This is a genomic window from Micrococcus lylae, assembly GCF_900163825.1.
Lineage (GTDB): Bacteria > Actinomycetota > Actinomycetes > Actinomycetales > Micrococcaceae > Micrococcus > Micrococcus lylae.
This window is the reverse complement of sequence record NZ_FUKP01000039.1, coordinates 24443-43694: the sequence shown is the minus strand read 5'-3', so window position 1 is coordinate 43694 and position 19252 is coordinate 24443. Positions and strand designations below refer to the sequence as shown.

General features: G+C 70.9%; 19 protein-coding genes. 11 read left to right on the top strand and 8 right to left on the bottom strand.

Annotation, left to right across the window (positions count from 1 at the left end; translation table 11 throughout):
* The first annotated feature begins 126 nt into the window (after nt 1–126).
* From FM125_RS05865 to FM125_RS05850, 4 genes are all read left to right on the top strand, one after another.
* Complete coding sequence (locus FM125_RS05865; protein ID WP_087133958.1) at nt 127–954, top strand: SDR family NAD(P)-dependent oxidoreductase; 828 nt, start codon at nt 127–129, stop codon at nt 952–954.
* 39 nt (nt 955–993) lie between these two features.
* A complete protein-coding gene (locus tag FM125_RS05860) occupies nt 994–1851 on the top strand; it encodes an MBL fold metallo-hydrolase (RefSeq protein ID WP_143745244.1) in 858 nt (285 codons plus the stop codon).
* A gap of 235 nt (nt 1852–2086) precedes the next feature.
* The gene (locus FM125_RS11980) at nt 2087–2383 is read left to right on the top strand and encodes an ArsR/SmtB family transcription factor (protein ID WP_067192125.1); all 297 of its coding nucleotides are present in this window, start codon (nt 2087–2089) and stop codon (nt 2381–2383) included.
* On the top strand, nt 2373–2630 hold the full coding sequence (locus FM125_RS05850; protein ID WP_087133955.1) for a hypothetical protein: 258 nt from the start codon (nt 2373–2375) through the stop codon (nt 2628–2630). Before FM125_RS11980 ends, FM125_RS05850 begins: the two co-directional genes overlap by 11 nt.
* Before the next feature lie 132 nt (nt 2631–2762).
* Here the strand turns inward: FM125_RS05850 and FM125_RS05845 are convergent, their stop codons facing one another.
* The 6 genes from FM125_RS05845 to FM125_RS05820 form a co-directional block, all read right to left on the bottom strand.
* Nucleotides 2763–3737 (bottom strand): HpcH/HpaI aldolase/citrate lyase family protein, encoded by a 975-nt coding sequence (locus FM125_RS05845; RefSeq protein ID WP_087133954.1) that lies wholly within the window; start codon nt 3735–3737, stop codon nt 2763–2765.
* 406 nt (nt 3738–4143) lie between these two features.
* The gene (locus tag FM125_RS05840) at nt 4144–5013 is read right to left on the bottom strand and encodes a 3-hydroxyacyl-CoA dehydrogenase family protein (RefSeq protein ID WP_087133953.1); all 870 of its coding nucleotides are present in this window, start codon (nt 5011–5013) and stop codon (nt 4144–4146) included.
* 8 nt (nt 5014–5021) lie between these two features.
* Nucleotides 5022–5861 (bottom strand): enoyl-CoA hydratase/isomerase family protein, encoded by an 840-nt coding sequence (locus tag FM125_RS05835; RefSeq protein WP_087133952.1) that lies wholly within the window; start codon nt 5859–5861, stop codon nt 5022–5024.
* Nucleotides 5862–5872: 11 nt separating this feature from the next.
* Complete coding sequence (locus FM125_RS05830; protein ID WP_087133951.1) at nt 5873–7099, bottom strand: thiolase family protein; 1227 nt, start codon at nt 7097–7099, stop codon at nt 5873–5875.
* A 346-nt stretch (nt 7100–7445) separates the two neighbouring features.
* A complete protein-coding gene (locus FM125_RS05825; protein ID WP_087133950.1) occupies nt 7446–7871 on the bottom strand; it encodes a hypothetical protein in 426 nt (141 codons plus the stop codon).
* A complete protein-coding gene (locus FM125_RS05820; protein WP_087133949.1) occupies nt 7856–9832 on the bottom strand; it encodes a primary-amine oxidase in 1977 nt (658 codons plus the stop codon). The genes FM125_RS05825 and FM125_RS05820 overlap by 16 nt, the downstream gene beginning before the upstream one ends.
* A gap of 205 nt (nt 9833–10037) precedes the next feature.
* On the opposite strand from FM125_RS05820, the gene FM125_RS05815 reads away from it, so the two are divergent.
* The 6 genes from FM125_RS05815 to FM125_RS05790 all read left to right on the top strand — a co-directional run bounded on the left by FM125_RS05815 (nt 10038) and on the right by FM125_RS05790 (nt 16640).
* The gene (locus FM125_RS05815) at nt 10038–10628 is read left to right on the top strand and encodes a TetR/AcrR family transcriptional regulator (protein ID WP_087133948.1); all 591 of its coding nucleotides are present in this window, start codon (nt 10038–10040) and stop codon (nt 10626–10628) included.
* A 179-nt stretch (nt 10629–10807) separates the two neighbouring features.
* Nucleotides 10808–11824, top strand: a complete 1017-nt coding sequence (locus FM125_RS05810) for an AraC-like ligand-binding domain-containing protein (protein WP_087133947.1) — start codon at nt 10808–10810, stop codon at nt 11822–11824.
* 117 nt (nt 11825–11941) lie between these two features.
* Nucleotides 11942–13465 (top strand): APC family permease, encoded by a 1524-nt coding sequence (locus FM125_RS05805; RefSeq protein WP_087133946.1) that lies wholly within the window; start codon nt 11942–11944, stop codon nt 13463–13465.
* Nucleotides 13466–13782: 317 nt separating this feature from the next.
* Entirely contained in the window at nt 13783–15210 is a 1428-nt protein-coding gene (locus FM125_RS05800; protein WP_067190947.1) for an aldehyde dehydrogenase family protein, read from the top strand.
* 330 nt (nt 15211–15540) lie between these two features.
* Complete coding sequence (locus FM125_RS05795) at nt 15541–16053, top strand: helix-turn-helix domain-containing protein (RefSeq protein ID WP_087133945.1); 513 nt, start codon at nt 15541–15543, stop codon at nt 16051–16053.
* The gene (locus FM125_RS05790) at nt 16053–16640 is read left to right on the top strand and encodes a PIN domain-containing protein (protein ID WP_087133944.1); all 588 of its coding nucleotides are present in this window, start codon (nt 16053–16055) and stop codon (nt 16638–16640) included. The genes FM125_RS05795 and FM125_RS05790 overlap by 1 nt, the downstream gene beginning before the upstream one ends.
* 32 nt (nt 16641–16672) lie before the next feature.
* Here FM125_RS05790 and lysE read toward each other — a convergent pair whose 3' ends face one another.
* Nucleotides 16673–17287: an L-lysine exporter gene (gene lysE / locus FM125_RS05785; protein ID WP_087133943.1), complete on the bottom strand. Its 615-nt coding sequence runs from the start codon at nt 17285–17287 to the stop codon at nt 16673–16675.
* A 71-nt stretch (nt 17288–17358) separates the two neighbouring features.
* Between lysE and FM125_RS05780 the strand changes: the two genes are divergently transcribed.
* Nucleotides 17359–18234, top strand: coding sequence for an ArgP/LysG family DNA-binding transcriptional regulator (locus FM125_RS05780; RefSeq protein ID WP_087133942.1), 876 nt, complete (start codon nt 17359–17361; stop codon nt 18232–18234).
* 231 nt (nt 18235–18465) lie between these two features.
* Here FM125_RS05780 and FM125_RS05775 read toward each other — a convergent pair whose 3' ends face one another.
* A complete protein-coding gene (locus FM125_RS05775; RefSeq protein ID WP_087133941.1) occupies nt 18466–19077 on the bottom strand; it encodes a class I SAM-dependent methyltransferase in 612 nt (203 codons plus the stop codon).
* Between the last annotated feature and the right edge of the window lie 175 nt (nt 19078–19252).

The following is a 19252-nucleotide window of genomic DNA, read 5'->3' as shown; positions in this document are numbered from 1 at the left end:
GGAGGTTCTTTTCATCGTCAACGTCTATCTGTCACCAACGTCATGGCCGAGTACACCTAGGCTGGAGATGCCGGGCGCGCCGCACGCGCCCCGGCCCATCCCGACCCCTCAAGGAGGGCACCCACCGTGCAGACCAAGGACAAGGTCTTCGTCGTCACCGGCGCAGGAAACGGCATCGGACGCGAGGTGGCGCTCGAGCTGCTGCGCCGCGGCGCCTCCGTGGCCGGCGTGGACCTGCGCTCCGAGTCCCTCGCCGAGACCGCGGCCCTGGCGAACGCCGGGGACCGCTTCACCCAGCACGAGCTGAACATCGCGGACCAGGAGGCCGTCGAGCTGCTGCCCATGCAGGTGGCCGCCCAGCACGGCCACGTGGACGGCCTGCTCAACGTCGCCGGCATCATCCAGAAGTTCGTCGTCTTCAAGGAGTTGGACCTGGACGAGATGCGCAAGGTCATGGACGTGAACTTCTGGGGCACCGTCTACCTGAACAAGGCGTTCATCCCGCACCTGACCGCCCGCCCGGAGGCGTCCCTGGTGAACGTGTCCTCCATGGGCGGCTTCCTGCCTGTGCCCGGCCAGACCGTCTACGGCGCCTCCAAGGCCGCCGTGAAGCTGCTGACCGAGGGCATCTACGCCGAGCTGCGCGAGACCTCCGTGGCCACCACCATCGTGTTCCCCGGCGCGATCGCCACGAACATCACGGGCAACTCCGGCGTTGCCTCGCCGGGGGCCAGCTCCCCGGAGGACGCCGCCGCCAAGGCCGAGTCCTCCAAGTTCACGCCGCTGCCGGCGGATGAGGCTGCGACGATCATCGTGAACCAGGCCGTGGAGAAGGGCCGCTACCGCGTGACGGTCGGCAAGGACGCCGGGATGCTGGACACAATGGCCCGCATCGCCCCGCAGAAGGCGACGGACATGATCGCCAAGAAGATGGCCTCGCTCATCCAGAGCTGAGCCTCGCACCACCCCGCCCCGGTGAGGGATCGGGGCGATGTGCTTTCTGACACCGCAGGGGAGGACGCGATGACGGTGCAGGTCGACCGCTGGAGCAACGGCCCCTTCGAGCCCGTGGCCGAGCGCGTGCTGGTGGCGCGCTGTCAGCCCTGCGACGTGAACGTGGGGCTCGTGGTGGGTGACGCCGCGGCGCTGCTCGTGGACGTCGGCACCCACCCGGAGCAGGGCGCCGCTCTCTACCGGTCCGCCGTGCGTGCGGCCGAAGACACGGCGCGGCATCCGGTGCCCGTGCGCTGGGCGCTGCTCACCCACGACCACTACGACCACTGGTTCGGCCTGTCCGGCGTCCGCGCAGAGGCGGGGGAGCGGCTCATCGCGGCGGCGCACGCCTGGTTCGGTCGTCGGCATGGTGCGGAGGAGGACGGGGAGAACGAGCGGGTGCAGCGGCAGCTCGGGCTGGCGGACGTTCCGATGCCGGACCTGCGCCTCGAGTCCGCCCAGTGCACCGCCGAGGACCCGTGGACGCTGGACCTCGGCGGGGTGACGGTGCAGGTCGCCTGGCTCGGCCATGCGCACACGCCGAGCGACCTCGTGGCGAGGGTGGAGGCCGACGGCACGGCGCATCCGGGGCGAACCGGTGTGCCGGGCGCGGGCGGTCGTGCTGTGGAGGGAGCGGCCGGGCGGCGCCCGGTGGTCTTCGCCGGGGACCTGGTGGAGGAGTCGGGCCCGCCACAGGCCGGAGGTGAGGCGGACGTGCCCGGGTGGGCGGCCGTCGTCGGGAAGCTGGTGGAGTTCGGGGGCGAGGACGCGCTCTACGTCCCGGGCCACGGAGCCCCGGTGGACGCGGCGTTCGTGCGCGCCCAGGGCGAGGAGCTGGCGGCCCGGGCTGCCGGCTGATTCCCCATGTGGCGTTTTCGCTCGCGAAATGGGAGGCGGGCGCTGGGCTCGGCTGCGCCGTTCGGGGTCGGGCGGCGAGGTGGGCCTCCGATTTCGGGCCGGGAGGGGAACGGGCCTCCGATTTCGCGAGCGAAAGTGTTCTGCTTCAGTCCCCTGTCGCGAGCGACAACGGCGGGGGCGCTGCCACGGGAAGCTTCGGTTGTCATATGAAGATATTTGCAGGTATGGTGAAGCCATGACCGACGACGTCCAGCGAACCGCAGACCTGTTCAAGGTGCTCGCCTCACCCGTGCGCGTGGCAGCGTTGCTGCGCATAGACGAGCAGCCGTGCAGCGTCGGTGAGCTGGCCGATCACGTCGGAGTGACCCACACGCTGATGTCCCAGCACCTGCGGGTGCTGCGCATGAGCGGGCTGGTGCGCTCCGAGCTGGACGGAAAGTCCCGCACCTACCACCTGACCGACGAGCACGTCGCCCACATCCTGCGCGACGCCGTCCACCACGCCGCCGAGGAGGCTCCCCATGGCAACTGACCACACCAAGCACGCCGTCCACACCGACCACGCAGACCACACCCACGGCCCGGACTGCGGCCACGAGGCCGTCCAGCACGGCGACCACGTGGACTACAAGCACGACGGCCACCTGCACCACATCCACGGCGACCACGTGGACGAGTGCGACACCTGCACCTGCGCCCGCTGCGGCGAGGGTGAGTGCCACTGCGCCACCTGCGAGTGCGAGGACTGCACCTGCGCCACCTGCGACCACGCCGCCTGAACCGGCATCGCAGCGCACGTGACGGCCCCTCAGCGAAGGTGAGGGGCCGTCGTCGTTGTCCCGGCCGCCTCCCGTTTCGCGAGCGAAAATGTCAGGGGGCTTCAGGCGGGGGCCGGCCGGCAGGCGAGCCGGTCAGTAGTGGTAGGTGTCCGACGGGGCGGAGAGCGAGTTGTCCTGGTCCGGGTAGCGGGTCGACGTCACGCCGAACGCCTCGGCCAGGGACAGGATCTTCTCCGCGCGGGCCTTGCGCGGCAGGTCCGAGCCGTTGCGGATCTCGCCGCCGTCCGCCTCGAAGTCCGTGAGGAATCCATGGGCCCAGGCCAGCTCCTCCTGGGAGGGGCTCAGGCCCTCGTTCACCGCGGCGCACTGCTCCGGGGCGAGGCAGATCTTGCCGGTCATGCCGAACTCGGCGGTGACGGCGGTGGCCTCGGCCAGCTTCACGCCGGTGGAGCCGACCGTCGGACCGTCGATGGGGCCGGGCAGGCCGGTGGCCTTCGCGGCGATCGTGAACTGGGAGCGGGTATAGGCCAGGGCCATCGGAGAGTCGCCCAGGCCGGTGTCACGGCGGAAATCGCCGATGCCGAAGGCCAGGCGGAACGTGCCGCGGGCGGCGGCGATCGAGTTCACGCGCTGCAGGCCGCGGGCGGTCTCCACCAGGGCCACCACCGGAATGCCGGGCAGCCGGGCGGCGGTCTCGTTCACGTGGTCCGTGGACTCCACCATCGCCAGGACGACGCCGGCCAGGCCACCGGAGGCCACGGTGCCGCCGAGCGCCGTCGGCAGAGTGGCGGCGAGGGCGGCCATGTCCTGCTCCCACCACGGCGTGCCGTAGCCGTTCAGGCGCACCCAGGCGGTGTGCCCCGACGTCAGCCAGTCCACGGTGTTCTGCAGGGCGGCGGCCTTGTCCTTCGGGGCCACGGCGTCCTCGATGTCCAGGACGACGATGTCCGCGGCCGAGTCCTCGGCGGGGGCGAAGCGCTCGGGCTGGGCGGCGTTCACCAGCAGCCAGGAGCGGGCGAGCGTTGGGTCGATGCGCTGGCCGGGTGCGGGGGAGAAGGTGCCGGTGCCGGCGGTGAAGGGGGCGATCGAGGATAGGGGAGTGGTCATGGGAGTTCCTCCGGGACAGGGTGCGCGGGCGCGCACGGGTATGTGGGTTCGGCGACGGCCGTGCGGGTCCGGTGGGCACGCAGCAGGCGGTCGCAGCGGACGCAGGTGGGTCCGCCGGAGGGTGCCGGGATGGGCGGCGGGCGCGGCCGAGGGTGGTGGCCGCTGTCCCACAGCATAGTAGGCGCGGGGCACCACGTGGTGGGGTGTCCGCATCGTGGGAGGAACCGGTCCGAGGTCAGAGGCGGGCCACGACGCGACGCGGCCCCTCACCGTGAAGGCGAGGGGCCGTCGTCGTTGCCCTGGCCTCCTCCCGTTTCGCTAGCGAAAACGAAAAGGGGAGGGGCCGTCGTCGGCCTGGCCGCCTCCCATTTCGCGAGCGAAAGCGAAAGGGGCGGGGCAGAGCGGGTCAGGAGTAGTCGTAGAAGCCCTTGCCGGACTTCCGGCCCAGCTCGCCGCGGGCGACCATGTCCCGCATCAGCTGCGGGGGAGCGAAGCGCTCGCCGAGCTGGGACTCGAGGTACTCGGCGATGCCCAGGCGCACGTCCAGGCCCACGATGTCCGTCAGGGCCAGCGGGCCGACCGGGAACTTGTAGCCCAGGACCATGGCGTTGTCGATGTCCTCGGGGGAGGCCACGCCCTCCTCGACCATGCGGATGGCCTCGAGGGCGATCGCCACGCCCAGGCGGGAGGAGGCGAAGCCCGGGGCGTCCTTGACCACGACCGGGGTCTTGCCCAGGCCCTTGACCCACGCGGTGGACAGGGCCTTGAGCTCCTCGCCGGTCTTCGCGCCCACGACGACCTCGACCAGCTTCGAGGCCGGGACCGGGTTGAAGTAGTGCAGGCCGCAGAAGCGCTCGGGGCGCTGCAGGTGGTCGGCCAGCTCGTCCACGGACAGGGAGGAGGTGTTGGTGGCCAGCCAGGCGTCGGCGCCCAGGTGCTTCTCCACCTCGGTGAGGGACTCGATCTTCAGGTCCATGATCTCCGGGACGGCTTCGACCACCAGGCCGCAGCGGGCGAAGTCCGCCTTGTCCAGGGAAATGGTCAGGCGCTCGGCCCAGACGTCCAGGTTGCCGTCCAGCTTGCCGCGCTCCAGCGACTTGGCCAGGTCGGACTCGATGCGCTCCTTCGCGGCCTCGGCGGAGGCCGCGTCACGCTCGACCACGATCACCTCGTCCGCGCCGGAGGTCAGGAAGGCGTGGGCGATGCCGGCGCCCATGCGGCCGCCGCCCAGTACGCCGACGACGGAGGGGACGGAGCCGTGGGGGGTGTCAGTCATGGGGATCCTCACTTCTTCTTGCGGTCCAGGAAGGCCTGCATGCGGTCGAACTTCGCCTCCGACTCGAACAGGATGGCCTGCGCCAGCTCGTCCACGTGCGGGTGCGCCGCACGCGGCATGTGGAACACACGCTTGGACACGCGCACGGCCAGCGGGTCGTTCTTGCCGATCCGGTCGGCCAGGGCATGGGCCCCGTCCATCAGGGCCTGAGGGGAGTGCAGCTCGGTGACCAGATGCAGGTCCAGGGCCTGCTGGGCGTCCAGGATGCGGCCGGCCCACAGGATCTCCAGGGCAATCGGTTCGCCCACGAGCTCCTTCAGGCGCCACTGCGCACCGGCGGCGGCGGTGATGCCCAGGCCGGCCTCCGGCTGGCCGATCTTCACGTGCTCGGTGGCGATGCGGAAGTCCGCGGCCCAGGCGAGCTCGGCGCCGCCGCCGAGGCAGAAGCCGTCGATCGCGGCGATCACCGGCAGCGGCAGGCTGTGCAGGCGGTCGAAGAGCTGCGAGTTCACCCCGCGCAGGGCGTCGTCCCGGCGGCGCTCGCGCAGCTGCGCGATGTCCGCACCGGAGGCGAAGATGCCCTTCATGCCGCCGCGCTTGCGGTCCTCCACCTGGGTGCCGGTGATGATCAGGATGCGCGGGTTGCGCTCGAGCCAGCCGCTGAGGGCGTGGAACTCGTCGATCATCGTCTGGTCGATCGCGTTCAGCACCTCCGGCCGGTCCATGGCCGCGACGACGCGGTCCGGGCGCTCCGCGGACGCCTCGAGGCGGAGGGCGGTGAAGCCGGCGGCGACGTCGGCGAGTCCGGGGAAGGCGCCGTCGTCGATCGTCTGGGTCTGCTGGGTCATCTGTGCAGTCCTCAGAGCTTCTCGATCAGGGTCGCCGCGCCCTGGCCGACGCCCACGCACATGGTGGCCAGGCCCTTGTCCACGCCCTCGCGGTCCATGCGGTTCAGCAGGGTCACGATGATGCGGGAGCCCGAGGAGCCCAGCGGGTGGCCGAGGGCGATCGCGCCGCCGTCGTTGTTGACGATGGACTCGTCCAGGCCGAGGCCGCGCACGCAGCCCAGGGACTGGGAGGCGAACGCCTCGTTCAGCTCCACCGCGCCGATCTCGTCCAGGGACCAGCCGGAGCGCTCCAGGGCCTTCCGGGTGGCCGGCACCGGGCCCAGGCCCATGATGTGCGGGGCCACGCCGGCGGCGGTGGAGTCCACCACCCGGGCGCGGGGCTCGAGGTTGTACTTCTCAGCGGCGCGCTCGGACACCACGAGGATGGCGGAGGCGCCGTCGTTGAGCGAGGAGGAGTTGCCGGCGGTCACCACGCCGTTCTCCTTGATGATCGGACGCAGCGTGGACAGGACCTCCATGGTGGTGCCCGGGCGGGGGCCCTCGTCCGTGTCCACGATCGTCTCGGCGCCCTTGCGGCCCTTGACGGTGACGGGGACGATCTCGTCCTTGAAGCGGCCGGCCTCGATCGCGGCGAGGGCGCGCTCCTGGGACCGGACGGCGAAGGCGTCCGCGTCCTCGCGGGTGATGCCCTCGGTCTCGGCGACCTCCTCCGCGGTCTGCGGCATGGAGAAGACGAACTTGTCTCCGAACTCGCCGGAGGCGAAGCGCGGGTTCACGAAGCGCCAGCCGATGGCGGTGTCGAACTGCTCGCCGGGCTTGGCGAACGCGGTGGTCGGCTTGGCCTGCACCCACGGGGCGCGGGACATGGACTCGACGCCGCCGGCGACGACCACGTCGGCCATGCCGGCGCGGACCATGGCGGTGGCCATCGCGACGGCGGACATGCCCGAGGCGCACAGACGGTTCACGGAGATGCCCGGGACGGTGTCCGGGAAGCCGGCCAGCAGCCAGGCCATCCGGGCCACGTTGCGGTTCTCCTCTCCGGCCCCGTTCGCGTTGCCGAAGATGACCTCGTCCACGTCCGCCGGGTCGATCCCCGCGTCCTCGACCACGGCCTTGATGGTCAGCGCCGCCAGGTCGTCCGGGCGGACGGAGGACAGCGCGCCGCCGTAGCGGCCGACCGGGGTGCGACGGCCGCCGACGAGCAGGGCCTGGGACGGGGTGGCGAGAGTGGACATGCGTGGGCCTCCTTGGCGTGCGTGGCGGGCGCGGTCCCGGTGCGCGGCGCAGCGCCCGGCAACTCTGAGAATTACCGACCGGGCGTTCAGGTTCATATCCAGTATCCGCGGGGCATGTGAGGGCGGTCAACATGTGTCCGGGCAGAGAGAAGCCGCAGCCGGTCGGGCGGGTCCTGCGAGCCCACGTGTGGGCGGGTGGGCGGACGGCCGGAGGTAAGTGGCCAGACGAAGGTGGGCGGCCGTCGTCGGGAAGCGGCGGGATCGACGGTTCGTCACGGGATCGAGGAGATTCTCCGCGATCTGGTGACTTTTCGTCGATTATGCGGTCGGGCTCCGCAGGCCCGCCTCAGCCGAGCCCGAGCCGCCGCCTCCGCGACAGCGCCAGCCCCGCACACATCGCCACGGCCAGCTCCACCCCCATGATCATCAGCATCGCCCCGTCCGCAGCCAGTGCATTCCCGACGACGTCCCCTCGCCCTGCGTGGTCATGCCCGCCTCCCCCAAGGCCCACCCCGGGCAGGCCGGCGGTCATGACCGCGTGTGCCAGGACCATCAGCACGGCCATGGCCTGCAGCTGCTGGAGGGCCCGGCATCCGGAGGTCCCGCGCAGCACATGCACGCCGCAGACGGTGCAGGCGAGCACCATCGCGCCGATCGCGGCGCCCAGCAGCAGTCCGTGCGCGTGCGCCACGAGCATCCAGACGTGCAACGGCAGGGCCGCCAGGGCCAGTGCCCCGGCGGCCCTGTCCCACAGGCTCAGGCGCTGCAGCATCCCTCGTCGCCGTCCTTCGCCGTGTCGACGCCACCGCCGGCGTCGGTGGAGCAGTGGCCCTTCCTGGGGGCGGGCACATCCAGCACGGGGGAGCGGTCGAAGAAGCCCTCGGGGCGGAGCTTGAACCCGGTGACGTCCACGGGCATGATCGGCCAGTCCTCCACGCGCGGGAAGTGCGTGAGGCCGAAGGAGTGCCAGACCACCAGGTCTTCCCCGTCCACGCTGCGGTCCGCGGCGGTCCACTCCGGCAGGCCGGCACCGCCGGCGTGCTGGTTCGGGAAGTCGCCGGTGGGGTAGCGCTCGTCCTCGTGGTACTGGGAGACCCACAGCGCCTTGGATGCGAAGGTCGCGCGCTTGTGGATGGAGGAGCCCTCGGCGGCCAGCAGGGTGGGCAGGCCCTCCGGGTGCAGCTTGTAGCCCACCGGGCGTCCGAGCCGGTTGGTGGACTCGGTGGACTCCACGATCCAGGTGCGGCCCACGGACTGGTCGGTCTCGCGGATGGCCTGTTGCTCGGTCGCCAGCACAGTGTGCTTGCGGGTGAAGGCGTTGCCGCGCGGGTTCTCCTCGGAGATCGGCAGGCGGACGCCGTCCTCCTCCACCACGCGGCAGGCGCCGCCGTCGAGGGCGAAGTCCAGGCGGGCGCCGAACAGGTGCTGGTGGAAGGGGGCGCCGAGGCCCGGGGCCATCTCGGAGGCGTAGTCCGTGGGCCCGTCCGGGACCGCCGAGGTGAAGACCACGCCGGTGGCCTTGGCCTCGAATTCGATGTTGCCGTCCAGGTAGAGGTACCAGTAGAAGCCGTAGTCGTAGTTGCCGATGGTGGTGAAGAAGGAGATCACCAGCCGGCGGTTGCGGCGCGTGTAGGAGATGCCGGTCCACATCTCGGTGTGCTTGGAGAGGATGGACCAGTCCTCCTCGTGCATGCAGATGCCGTTCTTGATCTGGCGCGGCTCACCGGCGTTGTTCACCACCCAGGGGGAGAGATAGGTGATGTCGCCGAGGCAGTCGCAGCCCAGCTCGAGCGAGTTCGCCCACTGGCCCACCAGGTACTCGCCCGTGTCGAAGTAGTTCTGCCAGGACCGGATGGGGGAGGGGTCACCGTAGGGCACCACCATCTCGGCGATGGACGCGCGGTCCAGGATCGTGCGGCGGCGGCCGGTGTGCGGGTCGTCGAACGCGATGTTCTGCAGCACGAGGCCTTCGCGCATGTCGAAGCCGATGTCGAGGCTCCAGCGCTCCCACTCCACGTGGTTGCCGCCGTCCACGGTGAAGGACGGCCCCTCGGGCTGGGTGATCTCGATCGGCTTCTGCGTGGTGCGCAGGTCGCCGGTGAGCTCGGGGTCCGTGTAGTTGCCGTGCTCCTGCGGCACGGGCATCGCGCCCAGGTCGATCACCTGGGTGACCTCCTTGGCCGTGACGTCCACGTAGCCGACGATCCCGTCGATCGGGTGGGCCCACGGCGAATCCGCCTCGTGCTGCTGGTGGAAGGCCAGGCCGCGCAGGATGCGGTGGCCCTTCTCCTCCTCGTATTCGAAGACCCCCGCGGACAGGGGCGCCACGCGCACCTCCTCCACGGGGATGCCGCGGGTCCGCATGGCCTCCTGCCAGCGGGGGTCCTGGGCCAGGACCTCCTCCACGACCGCGAACTCCTCCTCCATCACCGGGAACTCTCCGTCCACGGACGAGTCGAGCTCGCGGTTCGAGAGCAGCTCGCCGCGGGCGGCGGAGACCACCGCGTCCCGCGGGGTGCCGCCGGTGGAGTCCAGGATGAACACGCGGAAACGGCGGTCGTGTGAGACCTCGGCGCGCTGTGCACCGCGCGGTGGGTCCAGCAGGCCCAGGTAGGCGATGCGGTGGGTGTCCGTGAACAGGCCCTCCCGGCGGAGCACGGCCATCACGGCCTCGATCTCCTCGGGGGTCTGCTGCCTGAAGTCGCCCGCGGTGGTGGCGGTCTCGGTGCTCATGTGCTCCTCGTCTCCCGGCCCAGGGGGCCGTCGGTGGTCGGATTCTTCTCCGTACGGAGAGGCTAGGCTCGTCTGTGATCCGCGTCATAGGACTTGCGCGCAGTCCTGCGCGTCACGCAGGTGTCGGTGCGCGCACGATCAATCGCGACGGCGGTAGCGTCACCTCGTCACCTCGTCCGACCCGCCTGACCGAAGGGAGCCTGCCGTGCCCCGTCTCGTCGACCATGACGCCCGCCGCCGCGAGCTGGTGGAGACCACCTGGAAGGTCGTGGCGGATCGGGGTCTGTCCGGCGCGACCCTGCGGCAGATCGCAGAGGAGGCCGGCTACGCCAACGGCGCCCTGAAGCCGTACTTCCCCACGAAGAGCGCGCTGATCGAGGCGACCTACGCCCACGTCTTCGAGCGCACGGAGGCTCGGATCGACGCCGCGCTCGCCGACGCCCGGGGGGTGGAGGCGATGCGGCGGCTGTGCCGCGAGGTGGTCCCGCGGGACGACGAGCTCGTCCGTGAGGCCCGTCTCGTCCTGTCCTTCTGGGACCAGGCGGCGCGGCAGGAGGCGGAGGCCCTCGCGGCGGCTGCCACGATGGCTGCCTGGCGAGACCGTCTGCACGGCATGCTGGCAGAGGCCGCCGTGGATGGGATGCTGCGCCCTGACATTCCGACCAGCCCGGTGGTCGAGGCCCTGCTGGCCTGGCTGTTCGGCACCCAGGTCACAGCAGTGATGGACCCCGAGCGCCATGGACCGGACTCGCTCGATGCCCAGCTCGAGGCTTTTCTCGCCCTGCTCTCTGCCTGACGACGGCGGCTCTGCCCTGCCTGGCGGTCCGGCCCGGTTCTCCGATGCACCCCTGTCCGCGGCGCCGGAGAAGCTCTACACTCGGAGAAATCGTGAACCCGGTCACACTCCGGAAGGCTCCGCGCCCTCCGCGCGGACCGTCACCGGAGCCTGCGACCGCCCTGGGGAAGAGGCACTGCATGCGGACCTGCGCCACTGCCATGGACTACGAGACCTGGCGAGGCATCATCTCGGACTCCTTCGTCCCGCTGGAGGCCGAGTCCTCCCCCGGCCATGCCGGGGACGCCTTCCGGGGCCGCATCGAGCTCTCCAGCGTCGGCGGTATCGGCCTGTCCACGCTGCACGCCTCGCCGCACACCGTGCGCCGTACCGAACGCCTCACGGGTGCCGGCGGTGGGGGCCTGTTCAAGCTCTCCCTGCAGCTGTCCGGCCGCGGCCTGCTCGTCCAGGATGGCCGCGAGGTGGTTCTCGAACCGGGCCGGCTGGCCCTCTACGACACCTCCCAGCCCTACGAGCTGACCTTCGACCGCGACTTCTCCTCCCACGTGATGATGTTCCCGCACGCCGCCCTCGGCATGGACCCGGCCCAGGCGGGGCAGCTCACGGCCACCGCCCTCGACGCGGACCATCATCTCGGGGACGCGGTCGGCGACTTCCTCCGCCAGGCCGCCGGCGTCGTTCCGGAGCTCGACCCCACGGTCGGCGCGCGCCTGGCACGCAACGTGGTGGACCTGGTCGGCACTCTGGTGACGGACATTCTGGGCTGCAGCACACCGGAGGGTGCGGCGTCCGCCGTCGGGAAGCGGATCCACGACGACGGCGCCTCCTCCGCCTGCCTGCCCGCTTCGCGCGGCGGGCGGGGGGAGCGGGACCGCCAGCGGGACCAGGTGGTCGCCTACATCGAGGCGCACCTGGCGGACCCGGACCTGGCACCGGCCACGATCGCCGCCGCCCACTTCATGTCTGTGCGCAGCCTGCACCTGCTGTTCGAGGACACGGACACCACTGTGGCCGCGCTGATCCGCTCGCGCCGCCTCGAGCGCTGCCGCGAGGAGCTGACGGACCCGGCCTGCGCCACCCGGCCGGTGGCCGTGGTGGGCGCGCGCTGGGGGTTCACCGATCCGGCGCACTTCTCGCGGGCCTTCCGGGCCCGCTTCGGCGTGACGCCGGGGCAGTCCCGCCGCGCCGCGGCCTGAGCCGGACGGCTCTGCGCGCAGAGGCAACCGCTCTTCCCGGACGGTCAATCCGAGCAGGGCGTGCACGCGCATCCTGGAGTGAGTCACATCACTCCATCCGTCTCACAGGAGGTGCCTATGAGCACCGCGGCAAGAACCACGTGCGAGGCACGTCCCACCGACGCCGGTGCCGTCGGCCGTGTCGCCGCCGACGTCCCTGCGGATGAGCGCCTCGGCGCCCGCCGCCTCGGTGTCCCCTCCCTGGTCTTCATGATCATCGCCGCCTCGGCCCCGCTCACCGTGGTGGCTGGCGGCGTCCCCTCGAACTTCGCCGTCACCGGGCTGCTCGGCATTCCGCTGTCCTTCGTGGTGCTCGGCGCCGTGCTGCTGCTCTTCGCGATCGGCTACGCGGCCATGTCCCGGCACGTGCACAACGCCGGCGCGTTCTTTGCGTACATCGCCAAGGGCCTGGGCAAGCCGACCGGCGTCGGTGCCTCGCTGGTGGCGCTGGTGGCCTACAACTGCATGCAGATCGGCATCGCCGGCATGTTCGGCTTCGTGCTGTCCTCCCTGCTGGACGGCATGTTCGGGCTGTCCGTGCCCTGGTGGGCGTGCGCTCTCGCCGCCTGGGTCCTGGTGGGCCTGCTCGGCGTGAACCGGATCGACGTCAACGCCAAGGTCATCGGTGTGATCGTGATGCTCGAGTTCGCCGTGGTGATCGTCTTCGACGTCATGGGCCTGCGTGCCGCCCCCGAGGGCATCACCGCGGACGGCCTGCTGCCCGAGCAGCTCTTCACCGCCGGGGTCGGCGCCGCCCTCGTGTTCTCGATCGCCGCGTTCATGGGCTTCGAGTCCGGCGCGATCTACAACGAGGAGGCCAAGGACCCCAAGACCACCGCCGGCCGGGCCACGGTCATCGCCATCACCGTGATCGCCCTGTTCTACGCGTTTTCTGCCTGGGCCGTGGTGGTCTCCGAGGGGCCGAGCGGCGTGGTGCCCCGCGCCCAGGAGTTCGGCCCGGACCTGATGTTCGCGTTCTTCGCGGAGAACGCGCCGGCATGGTGGGTGGACCTGGCGAACATCCTGTTCCTCACCAGCCTCATCGCCGCGCTGCTGGCGTTCCACAACATCGTGGCCCGCTACTTCTTCTCCCTCGGGCGCGAGCGCATCCTCCCGCAGTTCCTGGCCCACACCTCCCGCCGCACCGGCGCGCCCGTGGCCGGCTCGCTGGCCCAGTCCGTGCTGTCTCTCGTGGTGATCGGACTGTTCGGGTTCGCCGGTGCCGGGTCGGACGACCCGTTGTACCCGGTGGTCACCCTCTTCACCTGGCTGACCAACATGGGCGCCTTCGGCCTGATCCTGCTGATGGCCATGACCTCCTTGGCCGTGATCGGGTTCCTCCGCGGCTACGCCCACGAGTACGGCGCCTGGACCCGAATCGTGGCCCCGGCCCTGGCCGGTCTCGGACTGATCGTCCTGTTCGCCCTCGTGGTGGTGAACTTCCCGGTGCTCATCGGTGCCGAGGGGCCGAGCGTCCTGAGCTGGCTGCTGCCACTGATCGTGGTGGCCCCCGGTGCCCTCGGCACCGCCTGGGCACTCTGGCTCAAGGCCAACCGACCACAGACCTACGCCCGTATCGCCACCGGAGGTGAACTGGCCTGAGGCGCCCGCGGGGCGCCGCGCCCGCAAGGCGAGCGGCGGGCGCCGCGCCCGGATGGTGAGCGGCCGTCGTCGGGGAGCGGCGGTCGTCGGGAAGCGGCGGAATCGACGGTTCGTCACAGGATCGAGGAGATTCTCCGCGATCTGGTGACTCTTCGTCGATTATGCGGGGCGCGCACCCCGCGGCGCGCACCCCGCGGCACGCACCCGGGCTCCCACCCCTACACCCCACCCGTGACCCACACCACACCGAACCTGCAAGACTGGACTCAGACCTCCTCCCGGCCCCCGTGCCGGACCCACACCGAAAGGGACACACCATGACCGAGAACCCCGCCCTCAGCTGCGCCGACCTGCTCGCCGCCGTCTCCGCCCCCGAAGGCCAGGGTGCCGAACTGAAGGACCCCGCCACCGGCGAGGTCGTCGGCTACGCGCCGCAGTCCACCCCTGCCGACCTGGACGAGGCCGTCGCCACGGCCCGCGCCGCGCAGAAGGACTGGGCCGCCCTCTCCCACGCCGAGCGTTCGGCGCACCTGAACAAGGCCGCGGATGCCATCGAGGCCTCCGCCGCCGGCCTGGCCGAGCTGCTCTCCCGTGAGCAGGGCAAGCCGGTGAAAAACGGTCCGAACGCCGCGTTCGAGGTCGGCGGCTGCGTGGCCTGGACCCGTGCCACCGCCGCGTTCCCGATCGAGCCGGAAACGCTCGTGGATGACGAGTCCGGCACCGCCGAGCTGCGCTGGGAGCCGATCGGCGTGGTCGGCGGCATCGGCCCGTGGAACTGGCCGATGATGATCTCGATCTGGCAGATCGCCCCGGCCCTGCGCATGGGCAACACCGTGGTGCTGAAGCCGTCGGAGTACACCCCGCTGTCCGTGCTGGCGCTGGCGCACGTGATGAACCAGGTGCTGCCGGACGGGGTGCTGCAGGTCCTTGCCGGCGACGGTGAGCTCGGCAAGGCCTTCACCGCGCACGAGGGCATCGACAAGATCACCTTCACCGGCTCGATCGAGACCGGCAAGGCGATCATGCGCTCGGCCGCGGAGGACCTGAAGCGCATCACCCTGGAGCTCGGCGGCAACGACGCCGGGATCGTCCTGGACGACGCGGACCCGAAGGCGATCGCCGAGGGCCTGTTCTGGGGTGCGTTCATCAACACGGGCCAGACCTGCGCCGCCCTGAAGCGCCTCTACGTGCCGGACTCCCTGTACGACGCCGTCTGCGAGGAGCTCACCGCCGTGGCGAAGGCCATGCCGATGGGCAACGGGCTTCAGGAGCAGAACGTGCTCGGCCCGCTGCAGAACCGGGCTCAGTACGAGATCGTGGCGAAGCTGGTGCAGGCGGCGAAGGACTCCGGGGCCCGTGTGCTCATCGGCGGCGATCCGGACGAGTCCGCGCCCGGCCACTTCTACCCGACCACCCTCGTGGCGGACATCAGCAACGACAACCCGCTGGTGGCCGAGGAACAGTTCGGCCCGGCGCTGCCGATCATCCGCTACTCGGACCTGGATCAGGCGATCGAGTGGGCCAACGGCTTGGACGTGGGCCTGGGCTCCTCGGTGTGGTCCTCGGACATCGAGCGCGCCAAGGAGGTCGCCGCCCGTCTGCAGGCCGGCACCACCTGGATCAACAAGCACGGCGCCATCGACCCGCGCGTGCCCTTCGGCGGCGTGAAGCAGTCCGGCTTCGGCCTGGAGTTCGGCGTGGAGGGGCTGAAGCACATGGCCGTCCCGAAGGTGATCTCCGCCTGAGGCAGGCTCTGCGGGGGAGCACCCCGCTGAGGCGAGGGCCCGGGGCGCGTCCGCTGCGGACGCCCTCCGGGCTCTCTCGTGTGATCGGCGGGGGCCGGGCCCGTCCCGCTCCTTCCCGACGACGGACGCTCGCCTCGGTCCGTCTTCCCGGCGAGGCCTGTCCGCAGGGGGTATGCGGCCGATGGTGGTTGTCGTGATTCACCCACACCTGCAGGGCCCGTCATCGAGGAGTCGCTCGCCTACGCGCGCGGCTGACGCAACGTCCCGGGGCGGGGAAGCGGACGCGAGAGGGAGCTGCGGATTTTTCGTTTTCGCGGGTAGTCTTGTTCCATGACTGCGACGGTGAATGACAAGCACACGGTGCTGCCGCCGACGGACCTCGAGGAGATGCTCGACGTCGGCAGGTTCCTCGACGGCCTGACGCAGCCGGCCGCCCTGGTCGGCCCTGACGGCCAGAAGGTTCCCCTGCCGCCAGAGGCTTTCAACGTCCTGCGGGACGTCGTCGAGGCGATGCGGGTGGGCAAGGCCATCACGGTGGCACCCGTCGACCAGCTGCTCACGACACAGGAGGCGGCGAACTTCCTCGGCATCAGTCGTCCCACGCTGGTGAGGCTGCTCGAGGAGGGGGCGTTGCCGTACGAGAGGACGACCGGTGGTCGGCACCGACGCATCCGGCTCCAAGACGTCGTGTCCTATCAGCAGCGGAAGCGCGGGGAGCGGCGTGCCTCGCTGAGCGACCTCGTAGGGGAGGCCTCGTCTGCGGGGCTCTATGACCAGGATGCGGAGTCCTACCGCGAGGCGTTGCGTCAGGCTCGCGCCGACCTCCGGGGTGAGCGCGGGTAGTGGCTCGCTTCAGCGCGGTGCTCGACGCGTGCGTCCTCGTGCCCATCGCCCAAGCGGACACCTTGCTGCATCTGGCCGAGGCGGGCCTCTATCGGCCGGTATGGAGTGGGCGGATCCTCGACGAGACGGTGCGCGCACTGGAAGCGATGCATCCAGACATGCGTGCGTCGGGGGCGGCGCGTCACCGTGCCGGGGTCATGGACGCCGCCTTCGACGACGCGCGGGTCGAGGGGTGGGAGCAGCTCGTGCCCGGGATTGATCTTCCGGACCCCGATGATCGGCATGTGGTCGCCGCCGCGATCCAGGGGCGTGCTGACCTGATCGTCACGGCGAATCTGAAGGATTTCCCGCGTGAGGTCGTTGAGTCCTTCGACATCGAGGTGCAGAGTCCGGACGAGTTTTTCATGAACCAGCTCGACCTGGACCCGGCTCGAGTGATGACGGCTCTCGCAGCCCAAGCGGGCGCGACACGGAATCCTCCGTTGACCGTCAGTGACGTCCTGGAGCGGCTGGTGCGGTGCGGTGCACCCCTGTTCGCGGAGGCCGCACGAGCCCAGCTCTGGCGGGTCGACGTTGAGCGACCTTGATTCAACCCGACGCCAGAGCCGCCGTCGTCGACTCACCCCCACACGCCGGAGCCGGCGATGAGCCGGACCGCGAGCGCCGCCATGACCACCGCGATCATCACGTCCACCACGCGCCACGCCTTCGGGTCGGCGAGCACCCGGGCCAGCAGGCGCGCGCCGTAGCCGAGCGCGGTGAACCACAGGCCGGAGGCGGCGACGGCGCCGGCGGCGAAGACCCACCGCGCGTCGGGACCGTGCTGGTTGGCGAGGCTGCCCAGCAGCACCACGGTGTCCAGGTAGACGTGCGGGTTGAGCCAGGTCAGCGCGAGCGTGGTGGCGACGACCGAACCCGCGGTGCGCGGCGCCTGTTCGGCCACGAGCCCCTGCGGGCGCAGCGCGGCACGCAGGGAGGACACCGCGAACCAGAGCAGGTACAGGGCGCCGCCCCAACGCAGCACCTCGAGCAGCCACGGCTCGGCCTGCACGAGCGCGCCCACCCCGGCGGTCCCGGCCAGGATCAGCACGGCGTCCGAGGCCATGCACACCAGCACGACGGCGCCCACATGCTCCCGGCGCACGCCCTGGCGGAGCACGAAGGCGTTCTGGGCGCCGATGGCGACGATGAGGGCGAGTCCGGTGAGCAGGCCGGTGCCGGCGAGGGTCCACATGGGTGGGGACGCTAGGGCTCGGCCGGGCCTGAGCCAAACGAAGAGAACTGCAGACGCCTAAGCTCTGCTTCATGAACCTGGATCAGCTGCAGGCGCTGCGTGCGATCGTGGACGAGGGCTCGTTCGAGGCGGCCGCGTACGAGCTCGGCGTCAGCGCTTCCGCGGTCAGCCAGCGCATCCGCGCCCTGGAGCGGGAGGTGGGCCAGGTGCTGCTCCGGCGCGGCACACCCTGCGAGCCGACCGAGGCCGGCGTCGGCCTGGTGCGCGTGGCCCGGCACATGCGGGTGCTCGAACAGGAGGCGTGGGCCGGGCTGGGCCACACGGCGGCCGGGCGCAGCGTCACCTCCCTGGCCGTGCCCGCCGACGTGCTGGGCACATGGTTCGGGCCCGTCCTGGCGGAGGCCGCCGACTGGGATGACACGGTCCTCGACCTGCACGTCGAGGACCAGGACCACAGCGCCCGGCTGCTGCGCCGCGGCGAGGTGCTGGCCGCCGTCACCACGGAGCCGCAGCCGGTCCAGGGGTGCGCGGCGGAGCCGCTGGGGAGCATGCGCTACGTCCCGCTCGCCTCGCCCGCCCTGCTCGCGCGGCACGCGGCGGGCGACGTCGTCGACCGCGGCGCGATGCCCATGATGCGCTACAACGCGAAGGACGACCTGCAGCGCCTCGCGCTGAGCGGCGCCGGGCTGGACGTCGCCCCGCCCACGCACCTGGCGCCGTCGTTCGACGGGTTCCACCGGTCCGTCCGGGCCGGCCTGGGGTGGGGCATGCTCGTGGACGCCCAGGCCGTCGAGGACGTGCGCGCCGGCCGGCTGGTCCGCGTGCCCGGGCTCGACGACGTCCTCGTGCCCCTGTACTGGCAGGCGGCCACATTGCCCGTGACGCGCCTGGTGCGGCTCACGCGAGCGGTGCGGGAGGCGGCCCAGCGAACGCTCGAGCGGGGGTGAGGCGGCACCGAGCGCGCGGGCCGTCAGCGGGCAGGGGGAGTTCGATGATGTCAAGCATGCGGTGACTGCATTCTGAAGAAAGGGGTGGGCGCAGAGGCACCCGCCGAGCCGTGCTCGAGCCGTGCGGCGGGCGGACAGGGCCGGAGGTGGCGCACACGGCGCATGGCGGAGGCCGTCGTCATGAACGACCGTTTGCGCGGTTTCCCTCGCCAGAGGCCGGGCGCGAAGGGGTCAGGTTGGGTGGCGGGCGATAACGGTGAAGGTGTGCCAGTGCTTGATGCCGTCGAACGCATGCCCTTCTTCGTTGCGCTCGTTCAGTTCGATCACCTCCAAAGTGTCGAGGAGTTCGTCCACCTCTTTCCGGGTGAGGTAGGTGCCCAGGTCCGAGGCCCAGGTGTCATCGGAGCCGAAGAGATCGACCGCCAGGATCCCGTCTGGTAGCAGGGCGTGCTTGACGCGCTCCCACACCGAGGTGAAGCGTGCGCGAGGGACGAATGGCAGAGAGGCGTTGGCCAGGATCAGATCGGCGTGGGGGAGGGGATCCCACTCCTCGATGAGGCCCGTCCGGTGTTCGAGGATGCCGAGCGTGGTGAGTTCATTCATGTGCTTTTCGACGCTTGGGTCGATGTCGATGGTGTGGACGTTCATGCCCTCCTGGAGAAGGCGTCGGGTTTCGATGCCGGCGCCGCTTCCCAGCTCGACAGCGCGCAGACCTGCGAGGTTCTGGTGGGTGGCCCGCAGTGTTGTGAGTGCGCGGTCGGTGAGAGGGCGCACGGCCGAGGTGCCTGCCCGCGCGGCATTGTAGGAGGCCCAATCGCTGGAACTTGTGGGGGTGGCTGGCATGGTCTGAGTATCTCGATCCGGGCACGTAGGGGGAAGAGGATGCGACGAGCGATGGTGCGTGGCGGCTTCCCCATGGCGAGGGTGGTGGCGAGGATCAGGTCTGCCGCGAACGACGGTTCGCGGCGCCCACAGGGAGCGCTCGCTGACTGTCAAGACGCGGCGAAGAGCGCACGCG